Source organism: Photobacterium sp. GJ3 (genome assembly GCF_018199995.1).
Classification (GTDB): domain Bacteria; phylum Pseudomonadota; class Gammaproteobacteria; order Enterobacterales; family Vibrionaceae; genus Photobacterium.
Genome location: NZ_CP073578.1, coordinates 897,402 through 909,665 on the forward strand (window position 1 = coordinate 897,402; position 12,264 = coordinate 909,665).

Genomic DNA, 12,264 nt, shown 5'->3' on the forward strand with positions numbered 1-12,264 from the left:
GCAAGTTATGAGCCTATTAGATGTCAAAGATCTGCGTGTCGAATTTACAACCCAGGACGGGATTGTAACCGCAGTCAACGATTTGAATTTCTCACTAAAACAGGGTGAAACTCTGGGTATTGTGGGTGAGTCCGGTTCGGGCAAAAGCCAGACGGTATTCGCCATCATGGGTCTGTTGGCCAAAAACGGCAAGATTAGCGGCAGTGCTCAGTTTGAAGGCCGTGAGATTCTGAATTTGTCTGAGCGCGAATTGAATAAGATTCGGGCAGAGCAGATTGCAATGATTTTCCAGGATCCGATGACCTCGCTGAACCCTTATATGAAAGTCAGCGATCAGTTAATGGAAGTGCTGATGCTGCACAAAGGCTTGGGCCGGGCAGAAGCATTTGAAGAAAGTGTCCGGATGCTGGATGCGGTGAAAATCCCGGAAGCCCGGAAGCGGATTACCATGTACCCGCATGAGTTCTCAGGCGGCATGCGTCAGCGTGTGATGATTGCAATGGCACTGCTGTGCCGTCCAAAGCTGCTGATTGCTGATGAGCCAACCACAGCTCTGGATGTGACCGTTCAGGCGCAGATCATGGATTTGCTCAATGAACTGAAATCCGATTTCAACACCGCGATCATTATGATCACGCACGATCTGGGTGTTGTGGCTGGTAGCTGTGACAAAGTCCTGGTGATGTATGCGGGCCGGACCATGGAATACGGCAAGATTAATGAAATTTTCTACCAGCCTGCACATCCGTACACGGAAGGATTGCTGAAAGCGATTCCCCGACTGGATACTGAGGGCGAAGATTTACCAACAATCCCTGGAAATCCGCCGAACCTGCTGCGTTTACCGGTTGGCTGCCCATATCAGGAGCGCTGCCATCGCGCAACGAGCCGTTGTACACAAGAGGCACCTTCTCTGCAGCCGTTTGCAGAAGGTCGTTTACGTGCATGTTTTTCTGATGCGGGACCTGGTAATGCAAGCAGAAAAGAAAGTTTTACTCGAGATTCAAAACCTGAAAGTTCACTTTAACATTACGCCGAAATCTGCCTGGCCGTGGACCAAACCGCTGAAGCTGAAAGCGGTCGACGGTGTGGGTATCCGTTTGTACGAAGGGGAAACTCTGGGGGTTGTTGGCGAGTCTGGCTGCGGCAAGTCCACTTTTGCTCGTGCGGTGATTGGGCTGGTTGAAGCCACCGAAGGGAATGTGGTTTGGCTGGGTCAGGATCTGACCAAGCTTGAGCACAATGCGCTGCGTGAGAAGCGCAAAGAAATTCAGATGATTTTCCAGGACCCGCTGGCGTCGCTGAACCCACGGATGACGGTGGGTGACATTATTGCAGAGCCGCTGAAAACATTTTATCCGGAACTATCGGATGATGATGTGAAAGCGCGTGTCAAAGAAATGATGAATAAAGTTGGTTTGCTGCCAAACGTGATCAACCGTTATCCGCATGAGTTTTCCGGCGGTCAGTGTCAACGAATCGGGATTGCCCGTGCGCTGATCCTGAAACCTAAACTGATTATTTGTGATGAGCCGGTATCGGCACTGGATGTTTCGATTCAGGCGCAGGTGGTGAACTTGCTGAAGTCGCTGCAAAAAGAAATGGGCCTGAGCCTGATTTTCATTGCACACGACTTATCCGTGGTGAAGCACATTTCTGACCGTGTGTTGGTGATGTATCTGGGCAATGCGGTAGAAATTGGGGAAGGGGACGCATTGTTTTCCGAGCCGAAGCACCCTTATACCAAAGCACTGATGTCTGCAGTCCCGATTCCGGATCCGGAACTGGAACGAAGCAAGACGATTCAGTTACTGGAAGGGGACCTGCCGTCACCCATGAACCCACCTTCAGGTTGTGTTTTCAGAACCCGTTGCCCACAGGCGACTGAAAGCTGCGCACAGAAAAAACCGCAGCTGGAAGGCAGTGATGTCCATTCTGTATCTTGCTTGAATGTACACTGATTTAAGCCTGTGACAGGCTTTAAGCGCGGCGTAAAACCCGCGCTTTTTTTGTAAGCCACTAGAATAAAACACTGAATCAATATCAAACTTTTAAATCCTTTGTTAACAGTTTGTTGATGTAATTGTCACCAGTGGATACATTTTGACTGATATGAATTACAAGGAAGGTATTATGCGGTCACTCTCTGTTCAGTGGAAAATTACCCTGATGGCAGGGTTTGCCTTACTGGCAACAGCAGCAGTTCTCACAAGTCTTTCATTTTATTTTTCAGGACAAAGTCAGCAGTTGGTCAGCCAGCAGTCGTTCAGCTCGCTTCGAAACCAGTCACAGGAACTGGTGAAGTCACAGGCAGAAAGACAGGCAATTTCAATTCAGCAATTTCTGGATGAGGCATCGTACCGCGCAGAGATGCTTGCTCAGAGCGTATTGTTTCTGAAATACAACGCTGAAGAAAACTATACCAATAGTGCTGAACTTCGGGGATCGATCACTGAGTTATTACGCCGTTCTGTCAATGATTTCACCAATATTCATGGCGCATTTGTGGTTTTTGAACCTGATGCTTTAGATGGTGAAGATGGAAATTATGTCGATGCGGCTTATGTCGGGGCGAACAGCACAGGACGTTTTGCGCCATATTGGTATCGTGGGGAAAGCGGAGAAGCGGAACAACGTATCATTTCGGAAGTACAGCTGCAGGACGGCAGTCAGAACCTGTGGTACACCTGCAGTCTTCAGCGTGGCGCTTCCTGTATACAGGATCCGATTTTTGCTACGGATAACGGACAACAGGTCTTATTGAGCTCAATCACGATTCCTCTGACGGTCTCCGGGAAAACGATCGGCGTCATGGGCATTGATGTGAAGCTGGATTACTTGCAACGCCTGATCCAGCTGGTGGACGAGCATTTGTACAGCGGCAGCGGAACAGTGTCGCTGATCAGTCAGAATGGCACCGTGGTTGCCTGGGATCAGGACCGCAATCGGGTCGGGACAATATTCAAAAATTCAGACGGCTTGCCCGATGCCACAAATCGCTGGCTGAAAGAAGGCAAGCAAGTCATCGGCTGGAATGAGGATCAGTCATCACTGACGGCATACAATCCCGTGGAGCTGGGCCAGACCACCTGGGGCGTTGTCATTCAGCTTCCGGCAGAAAAAGTCCTGGCAGAGGCAACTGCGCTGGATCATGCCATTCAGGTTCAGCGGGATGAATCTTCTGTTGTTCAGCTGTTTGTCAGTTTACTGATTGCTGCTGCGGGTTTGCTGATACTCTGGTTTGCCGCAGCGAAGCTGGTGGCACCGATTCGTCAGGTCGCTGATCGCCTGAAAGATATTGCATCCGGAGAAGGGGATCTGACCCAGCGGCTGCAGGTTGAGAATCAGGACGAGCTGGGCGAGCTGGCCACCTGGTTCAATCGCTTCCTCGATAAATTACAACACACGATCTCTCAGGTGATCATCGCCGTTGATCAGGTTGGCACCACCGCCAATGAGGCGGCACAGATTGCCAGCCATACCCGGGACGGCAGCCAGGCGCAGTTTAAAGAAGTTGATATGGTTGCGACCGCTTCCGAAGAAATGGCGCAAACGGCTGAGCAGGTGGTGAGCCACACCGAAACGGCGGTAGAAGCCGCTCGTGACGCAGATAAAGCTGCGGTAGAAGGGCAGGGGGTGATTCATACCTCTGCAGATTCGATGAATCACTTAGTCTCCCGGATGGAAACTGCAGTGCCGGTGGCACGGGATCTGGAACGAAACAGTGAAGATATTGATCAGATCCTGCAAGTCATCGCCGGTATTTCGGAGCAAACCAACTTACTTGCGTTGAATGCAGCTATTGAAGCAGCCCGTGCTGGTGAGCAAGGTCGTGGTTTTGCTGTGGTGGCGGATGAAGTGCGTCAGTTAGCGCGCCGGACCCAGGATTCTGTCGGTCAGATCCGTAACGTGATTGAAGTGTTGCAGCAGGGGACCCGAAGTGTGGTGTCTGCCATTGAAGAAGGGAATCAGTTGGCGGGCGATACCGCACAGCAGGTCAGCGAAGCCGTGAACAGCCTGGAGCGGATCACCCAGGCTGTCCGCGCGATTCAGCAGATGAATGAGCAGATCATGAATGCTGCAGGAGAGCAGCGTGCTGTGGCCGGTGAAGTGAACCGGAATGTGTCGAATATTCGTGAACTCAGCGAAACGATTCTGGGGCAGGCTGAACATTCCGCAACCATTGGTCAGCGTCTGACCTCTCTGTCGCACAAACAGCAGGAACTGGCCGGTCAGTTCAGAGTCTGATGACGCAACAGCGATTTTGCATTGAAAACAGCCCGCTTGATTGCGGGCTGTTTTATCTTGCCGGAATCTCAGCGCCCTTCTCAGCGACACTATGATTCAACCGCTGAATTTACTCAGCCGGATGCCAGTAACCCATGTTCACCAGCTTTGTTAACAAAGCAAGCAGCTCTGGCTGATGGATCAATGCACCGACTTCCTCAATGGAAAAGTTGTCTTGGTTACATAGCCAGTGAGCCGCGGATTCACATCCTTCCGGCAGCGGATACTGTTCGCCATCAATGTACACTGTCTGTGGATTACCCTGATGATAAAACGCGCGCAACCCGCCAATTTTAAACAGGGTTTCTCCCTGCATCAGCAGGCTGGCCAGTTCTTCACCCTGCCAGAGCGGATCGGCAGAAATGACATCCATATTGTGGCGGCTCAGGCTCAGGTATTCACCCAGCCATTGCTGCATCACAACCGGGTCTTGCATCAGATTCTGCATCATTGAAATCAGTCCCTGAGTCTCGGCGGCTGGTAATTCGCCATACTGTGCCCGCGCAGGTAGGTCTGGATTTTCGTAGTGGACGTCACCCAGTTCGTTCTCAATGATGAAATCGGCAAAGCTGCTGAGCAGCTCTTGCTGTTTCGGTGAACGGAATCCCATGGAGTAACTCATGGCGTTTTCCAGCGCATATCCATCATGCGGGAAACCGGCCGGAATATAGAGAATATCGCCCGGTTCGAGGACTTCGTCGATGATTGGTTCGAAGCCAGTGATCTGACGCAGGCTCGGATGACGGAAGCACTCCTGATAATCGTCTTTACGCGGACCAACCCGCCAGCGGCGTTTTCCGCTGCCCTGAATGATAAAGACGTCATACTGATCGAAGTGAGGGCCAACACCGCCACCGGGTGTGGAGTAGCTGATCATCAGATCATCAAACAACCACCCCGGCATCTGGCGGAATGGGCTCACTAATCGGGCTGCTCCGGGATGCCAGTGATTGGCTGCCTGAACCATAAAAGACCAGTGATCTTCCGGCAGATTGTCAAATGTCAGCGGCCCTTGCTCCACCTGCCAGTCTTCTCCCTGACGAGCGACATAGCGGGAATCGACTTCCGGTTCCATGGCCAGCCCGGCCAGTTCATCGGGGCTGATCGGGTCTTCAAAATCGGAGAATCCACCTTTGATCACAGTGGGTTGCTTTTGCCAGTATGTCGATAAGAAATCGCTGAACGAGAACGTAAATGAGTACATAAGCTTCAATCTTTAGGAATTTAGCGGGATTATATCAGTTCTGCCGGGAGATCTGCAGAAAGCAAAAAGGCCAGCAAGCGCTGGCCCTTTGGGGAGAGAAAAGCGATTACAGCTTGTCGGTCAGCTTCACTGCGTCACCAATATAGTTCGCAGGTGTCATGGCTTTCAGACGGGTTTTCTCATGTTCCGGCAGATCCAAGCCATCAATGAACTGGCGCATGCCTTCGCCATCAACACGTTTGCCACGCGTCAGCTCTTTCAGCTTTTCGTACGGCTTTTCAATGCCGTAACGGCGCATCACAGTCTGAACCGGCTCAGCCAGAACTTCCCAGTTCTGATCCAGTTCTGCTTCCAGTGCCGCTTGGTTGACTTCCAGCTTGCTGATACCTTTCATGGTGGAGGTATAAGCAATCAGTGCGTAACCACAACCAACACCCAAATTACGCAGAACGGTTGAGTCGGTCAGGTCACGCTGCCAGCGGGAAATCGGCAGTTTTTGTGCCAGGTGGCCAAAAATGGCGTTTGCCAGACCCAGGTTGCCTTCGGAGTTTTCGAAGTCAATCGGGTTCACTTTATGTGGCATAGTTGAAGAACCAATTTCACCGGCAATCGTCTTCTGCTTGAAATGACCCAGCGCGATATAACCCCAGACATCGCGGTCAAAGTCGATCAGAATGGTGTTGAAACGGGCAAAGGCATCGAATAGTTCTGCAATGTAATCATGCGGCTCGATTTGCGTGGTGTACGGGTTCCAGGTCAGGCCCAGTGAAGTGACAAATTCCTCACTGTACTGATGCCAGTCGATTTCCGGGTAAGCCGACAGGTGCGCATTGTAGTTACCGACTGCACCGTTGATTTTACCCATCAATTCAACTTGCGCGATCTGACGATACTGACGCTCCATACGGTACGCAACGTTGGCCATTTCTTTCCCCATCGTACTTGGGGAAGCAGGCTGACCATGGGTGCGGGACAGCAGAGGAATGTCACGATATTCATTTGCCAGACCTCTGATTGCATCAATCAGGCCGCGGACTTCTGGCAACATCACCGTTTCACGTGCTTCTTTCAGCATCAGGGCGTGAGACAGGTTGTTAATGTCTTCTGATGTGCAGGCAAAGTGAATGAATTCATTGACAGCGTGCAGTTCAGGTACGCCTGCGACTTTTTCTTTCAGGAAATATTCCACGGCTTTGACGTCGTGGTTCGTGGTGCGCTCAATAGTTTTGATGCGCTGTGCATCTTCTTCGCTGAATTCTGCAGCAATACGATCCAGGAAGGCGTTGGCTTCAGCGCTGAACGCTGGAACTTCCGCGATAGCGTCAGTTGCTGCCAGTTTTTGCAGCCAGCGAATTTCGACGATGGTGCGATACTTCAGCAGACCGAATTCACTGAAGATACTGCGCAGGGCGCTGGTCTTGCTGCCATAGCGGCCGTCTACCGGGGAAACAGCAGTCAATGCTGACAGTTCCATGTTGTCTCTCTCCTGATTAGGGGTTATAGCTGAGTTACAGAGCGCCTGCTTTGGGCGCTCAATGAAATAGATTTAGCTTCTGGCCTGAATAATTTTGGCTTGCTCAAGCATTTGCTTCCGTCCGAACAACAGATGGCGTCGCTTGCCGCCAACCTGGCGCCACAGAACCGCACTGCGAACCGCGGCCAGCAACAGGGCACGAACTTTGTGCTGAGCCTGTTGTTGCTGTAACTGGGCAGGGGTGCCTGTGACCTGAATGCGTGGCCCCAGCGGGCTGATAACATCAAGGTACACACTGGCAAGGTTGCTGATCATTTGATCATCCAGCAACTCGAAATGATCGAGCTGGCGTTTGACCATATCAATGCGATCGCCCAGTTGTGACATGCTGTCCCGGCGGCTGGCCAGCTTGCGCTCAAGCGCCATGACACTCACCAGATAGCGGGTAATTTCACTGCCAGCCGGTGTATTGTCGATTTCATGGACCATGGTGCTGAGACCCAGTTGCAGGTCGGACTCCTGCCCATAGATTTCAATGACATTTTTCGGATCAGTTTCTGTCAGGCTGCGCAGGCAAGTGATGAGAGCCTCCTCATCGCAGGTGCCGGTTCTTGCCACGGTCTGTACCAGTTTGACTGCCTGGCAAATGCCTGCAAACGCAACCGTCCTGTCATAAAGTGAATACGCCATATTCCGCTTTCCTTAGAATCTCTGCTCGATGATACCGCCGCCTAAACACACGTTACCCTGATAAAACACAGCCGACTGGCCGGGGGTTACTGCAGTTTGCGGCTCATCAAAGATGACCTTAATCCGCTCATCATCAATCGGGATGATGGTGCACGGAATGTCCTGCTGGCGATAACGGGTTTTCACTGTACACTGGAGCGGTTCACGCATGATGTCGCGATCAACCCAGTGCAACTGGGCTGCCATTAAGCCATTGGACTGCAGGCGCGGGTGATCTTTACCCTGACCCACAATCAGCTGGTTGTGCTCAACATCTTTATCGACCACGTACCAGGGCTCATCCGTGCTGTCTTTCATCCCCCCGATATGCAAGCCTTTGCGCTGGCCCAGCGTATGATACATCAGGCCCTGATGCTCGCCGATCACCTGACCGTCATCCGCAGACACGATTTCACCGGGTTGGGCTGGCAGATACTTGCTGAGAAATTCTGTGAACTTACGCTCACCGATAAAGCAGATGCCTGTAGAGTCTTTCTTCTTGGCGGTGATTAACCCTTGTTCTTCCGCAATTCTGCGAACTTCAGGTTTTTCAAGTTCACCGACCGGGAACAGACTACGGGCAATCTGATCATGGCTCAGGGTATACAGAAAATAGCTTTGGTCTTTATTGTTATCCAGGCCGCGCAGCATCTGCGGTTTTTCGTCCGGCTGAGTCGGGAAGGTGCGGCGGGTGTAGTGACCCATCGCAATGTAATCGGCATCCAGCACTTCGTCTGCAAATTCGAGAAATGCTTTGAATTTGATTTCTTTGTTGCACAGGATATCCGGATTCGGTGTACGGCCTGCTTTGTACTCTGCCAGAAAATACTCGAACACATTGTCCCAGTATTCTGCGGCAAAGTTGATGGTATGAAGATGAATGCCAAGTTTGTCGCACACAGCCTGCGCGTCTGCGAGATCTTCTGCGGCAGAGCAGTACTCGTCGTTGTCGTCTTCTTCCCAGTTCTTCATGAACAGGCCTTCGACCTGATAACCCTGTTGAAGCAGCAGGTAAGCTGATACCGAGGAATCGACGCCGCCGGACATGCCGACAATAACTTTTTTCTGGCTGTTATCTGACATTTTTCTCTTCAATCTTGAATAAGTGATAAGAGCGTGATTCTAACAGAAAGCAACTTGCTGAAACAGATCGGGAGCACCTTCACACTTTATTCATACTTCCGCTGCAAACGTCTGGTCAGTTTCGCCCGAATTCCAGTGTACTCAAGACTGACGCAAACGTTTGCTAATTGTCGGCAATGATAGTGGATGTGACTGAGAAAGTGTAGTGCTTTTGTCACGCAGACTGCTATCTACGCAGATTCGCTGCCAAGTTGTCCGATGGATTGGGCACCGAGCTCAATCCATTCGCCGGGCGCCAGCCCGTCGACAGTCCAGTCTGCCATCTGGTAACGGATGAGCCGCAAGGTCGGATGGCCGATATGCGCCGTCATACGACGGACCTGGCGGTTGCGTCCTTCAATCAGGGTGATACATAGCCAGGTGGTCGGAATATTTTTCCGTTCACGGATCGGTGGCGTTCGCTCCCACACTTGCGGTGCAGCCATGATGTCTACGGACGCCGGAAGCGTCATACCGTCTTTGAGTTCGACCCCGTTACGAAGTTGTTGCAGCGCCGCTTCGTCTGGTTCACCCTCAACCTGCACCCAGTAGGTTTTGGGTTGCTTGGAACCGGGTTGGGTTAAACGCGCTTGCAGAACGCCGTCGTTCGTCAGGATCAGCAGCCCTTCGCTGTCTTTGTCCAGGCGACCGGCAGGGTAGACGTCCTTGACAGGAATGTAATCCGCCAGCGTGGCATCACCCGGCTCACCACTGAACTGAGTGAGTACGTTGAACGGCTTGTTAAATAAGAGAATTTTTCTTGGGCCCCGCGGGCGCTTGGGATGATTTGCCTGACGTGAAGGTCGGCGCAGGTTGCTTTTACGTGGCGGTGTCGGAGTACGTTTAGATGCTGTACGTCCGGATGAAATGCGCGGTTTGTGTGTTTTCATGCTGATCTGATTTTCAGGGGATAGGCGTTTTGTGAGCGAGTCATTATATCCTAAAAATCCTCCCATGGCGTGCTGACGATTTTTCAAGTATGATTCTCCGGCATCTTACAAAAAGATAACAAACGGACGCTAGGAGAATTTAATGGATAGTAAAGTAGTTGTACCAGCAGAAGGTCAAAAGATTACCCTCGATGCCAATGGAAAGCTGGTCGTTCCTAACAACCCAATCATCCCTTATATCGAAGGGGACGGTATTGGTGTTGATGTAAGCCCTGCGATGATCAAAGTTGTTGATGCAGCTGTTCAGAAAGCATACGGTGGCGACCGTAAAATTTCCTGGATGGAAATCTACACCGGTGAAAAATCGACTCAGGTTTACGGTGAAGATGCATGGCTGCCGCAAGAAACACTTGATTTCATTCGTGAATACAAAGTTGCGATTAAAGGTCCACTGACAACGCCAGTTGGTGGTGGTATCCGTTCCCTGAACGTTGCTCTGCGTCAGGAGCTGGATCTGTACATCTGTGCGCGTCCTGTACGTTACTTCGACGGTGTACCGAGCCCACTGAAACAGCCTGAACTGACTGACATGGTGATCTACCGTGAAAACTCAGAAGATATCTACGCGGGTATTGAGTTCAAAGCAGGCACTGCTGAAGCGGACAAAGTGATCAAATTCCTGCAGGAAGAAATGGGCGCAACCAAGATCCGCTTCCCGCAAGATTGTGGTATCGGTATCAAGCCTGTATCTGAAGAAGGCACCAAGCGTCTGGTCCGTGCTGCACTGCAGTACACCATTGATAACGACCGTGACTCGCTGACGCTGGTTCACAAAGGCAACATCATGAAGTTCACTGAAGGTGCCTTTAAAGACTGGGGCTATGAAGTTGCCAAAGAATTCGGTGCAGAGCTGCTGGACGGTGGCCCGTGGATGACGCTGAAGAATCCAAATACCGGTAAAGAAATCATCATCAAAGACAGCATTGCAGACGCCTTCCTGCAGCAAATTCTGCTGCGTCCGGCTGAATACGATGTGATTGCAACCATGAACCTGAACGGTGACTACATCTCTGATGCACTGGCTGCACAGGTGGGTGGTATCGGTATCGCACCAGGTGCAAACATTGGTGATGGCGTTGCCCTGTTCGAAGCTACGCACGGTACTGCTCCGAAGTATGCGGGTCAGGATAAAGTGAACCCAGGTTCTCTGATTCTGTCTGCAGAAATGATGCTGCGTCACTTGGGCTGGACTGAAGCTGCTGATTTGATCATCAAATCAATGGAAGCTGCGATCCGCAATAAAACAGTGACTTACGATTTTGAGCGTCTGATGGACGGTGCAACCCTGCGTAAGTGTTCTGAGTTTGCTAGCGATATGGTCGAGCAAATGTAATGTCCGATTAATTCGGTCCAAAAGGCTCAGCGGTTGCTGGGCCTTTTTTGTCTCTATAAGCAAATGACTGCGGTGAGCTGTTCTTTTTGGGAAGCATCTGGCTTTGCAGGGATTGTGTTCTCGGCGGCAGATCAGCCATAATGAGTTGTGTGAAAGAAGTGAAAAGCGGTTTGTCGGGACAGTTCTGTAAAATTACTGTAAAAAGTTTGTGTTCTTTGTCTTTATGCACTCTTTATTCATTACTGTATCAATAAAGTGCGGTGGGAAAAAGACTACGCCTGTGACGGAGTTATCCGTTTTTACAGGGAGAGGATGGTAGGGAGAGGAACTTTAGGTGAGCAGTTGCCCACCTAATTAAAGTGATGTAAACGTATCAGCGAGCATTACTTACTGGCACTTTCAACATCAACGGGGACAATTTCGCTAGCGTGATAGCCTTTGGGGCCAGTTTGAACTGTGTAGTTCACCTGTTGGCCTGCCTTCAGCGTCCGATATCCTTCCATTTGGATTGTTGAATAGTGTGCAAAGATATCGCCTTCACCGTTTTCCGGACAGATGAAACCGAATCCTTTTGCGTTGTTAAACCACTTAACTGTACCTGTTGCCATGCTTTACATCCCTCTTCGCATTCAATTTCCATTTAGCATTTATCAAACAGTACTGTTTTAACATGACTTGAATATAAATGCTATTTTGATGCAGATAGTATCTACTACAAGGTACACTTTAGTAAAAAGACTTAGACAGTCAAGGTCGTCTTGTAACATTTGGATGAAATCTTTTTTGTCCGTCGCAATCTAGCAACCGATTGAACATATGACTAAGATGAGATTATGAGTAAGTTAAGCGAATGGATTAGTCCTGAGTCAGATATTCTGAATGAGGAGGACACTCAGGTTAAGCCGCCATCGATGTACAAAGTAATTTTAAATAATGATGATTACACGCCGATGGATTTTGTGATAGAAGTGTTACAGAAGTTCTTCTCCATGGACCTGGAGAGAGCAACACAGTTGATGCTGGCAGTGCATTATGAGGGAAAGGCAGTGTGTGGTGTTTTTACTGCTGAAGTCGCTGAAACCAAAGTGGCTCAAGTCATGATGTATGCGAGAGAGCATGAACATCCGCTACTGTGTACGATGGAAAAAGCCTGACTTTTTCCGGC

Annotated in this window: 12 protein-coding genes; 5 read left to right on the forward strand and 7 right to left on the reverse strand. The window is 50.4% G+C overall.

Translation table 11 applies throughout. The features are described 5' to 3' along the window. The first annotated feature begins 7 nt into the window (after positions 1-7). The 3 genes from KDD30_RS04055 (at position 8) to KDD30_RS04065 (ending at position 4,248) form a co-directional block, all read left to right on the forward strand. The gene (locus tag KDD30_RS04055; RefSeq protein ID WP_211647512.1) at positions 8-1,027 is read left to right on the forward strand and encodes an ABC transporter ATP-binding protein; all 1,020 of its coding nucleotides are present in this window, start codon (positions 8-10) and stop codon (positions 1,025-1,027) included. After that, positions 972-1,961, forward strand: coding sequence for a murein tripeptide/oligopeptide ABC transporter ATP binding protein OppF (gene oppF, locus KDD30_RS04060; RefSeq protein WP_211647513.1), 990 nt, complete (start codon positions 972-974; stop codon positions 1,959-1,961). The genes KDD30_RS04055 and oppF overlap by 56 nt, the downstream gene beginning before the upstream one ends. Positions 1,962-2,133: 172 nt before the next feature. Next, a complete protein-coding gene (locus KDD30_RS04065; RefSeq protein ID WP_211647514.1) occupies positions 2,134-4,248 on the forward strand; it encodes a methyl-accepting chemotaxis protein in 2,115 nt (704 codons plus the stop codon). Positions 4,249-4,357: 109 nt separating this feature from the next. On the opposite strand, the gene KDD30_RS04070 is transcribed toward KDD30_RS04065, so the two are convergent. The 5 genes from KDD30_RS04070 to KDD30_RS04090 form a co-directional block, all read right to left on the reverse strand. Next, entirely contained in the window at positions 4,358-5,491 is a 1,134-nt protein-coding gene (locus tag KDD30_RS04070; RefSeq protein WP_211647515.1) for a cupin domain-containing protein, read from the reverse strand. 106 nt (positions 5,492-5,597) lie between these two features. After that, the gene (gene purB, locus KDD30_RS04075) at positions 5,598-6,965 is read right to left on the reverse strand and encodes an adenylosuccinate lyase (protein WP_211647516.1); all 1,368 of its coding nucleotides are present in this window, start codon (positions 6,963-6,965) and stop codon (positions 5,598-5,600) included. Positions 6,966-7,037: 72 nt separating this feature from the next. Then, entirely contained in the window at positions 7,038-7,655 is a 618-nt protein-coding gene (gene hflD / locus KDD30_RS04080; protein WP_211647517.1) for a high frequency lysogenization protein HflD, read from the reverse strand. Between the two features lie 12 nt (positions 7,656-7,667). Next, positions 7,668-8,777, reverse strand: coding sequence for a tRNA 2-thiouridine(34) synthase MnmA (gene mnmA, locus KDD30_RS04085; RefSeq protein ID WP_211647518.1), 1,110 nt, complete (start codon positions 8,775-8,777; stop codon positions 7,668-7,670). Positions 8,778-9,007: 230 nt separating this feature from the next. Then, on the reverse strand, positions 9,008-9,706 hold the full coding sequence (locus KDD30_RS04090; protein WP_211647519.1) for a pseudouridine synthase: 699 nt from the start codon (positions 9,704-9,706) through the stop codon (positions 9,008-9,010). 142 nt (positions 9,707-9,848) lie between these two features. Here KDD30_RS04090 and icd point away from each other — a divergent pair, with 142 nt between their 5' ends. Then, positions 9,849-11,099: an NADP-dependent isocitrate dehydrogenase gene (gene icd / locus KDD30_RS04095; protein ID WP_211647520.1), complete on the forward strand. Its 1,251-nt coding sequence runs from the start codon at positions 9,849-9,851 to the stop codon at positions 11,097-11,099. A 7-nt stretch (positions 11,100-11,106) separates the two neighbouring features. Here icd and KDD30_RS04100 read toward each other — a convergent pair whose 3' ends face one another. Continuing rightward, the gene (locus KDD30_RS04100; RefSeq protein ID WP_211647521.1) at positions 11,107-11,328 is read right to left on the reverse strand and encodes a hypothetical protein; all 222 of its coding nucleotides are present in this window, start codon (positions 11,326-11,328) and stop codon (positions 11,107-11,109) included. A 154-nt stretch (positions 11,329-11,482) separates the two neighbouring features. After that, entirely contained in the window at positions 11,483-11,707 is a 225-nt protein-coding gene (gene cspD, locus KDD30_RS04105; RefSeq protein WP_211647522.1) for a cold shock domain-containing protein CspD, read from the reverse strand. Positions 11,708-11,932: 225 nt separating this feature from the next. Here cspD and clpS point away from each other — a divergent pair, with 225 nt between their 5' ends. After that, positions 11,933-12,253: an ATP-dependent Clp protease adapter ClpS gene (gene clpS, locus KDD30_RS04110; protein ID WP_211647523.1), complete on the forward strand. Its 321-nt coding sequence runs from the start codon at positions 11,933-11,935 to the stop codon at positions 12,251-12,253. Positions 12,254-12,264: the final 11 nt, after the last annotated feature.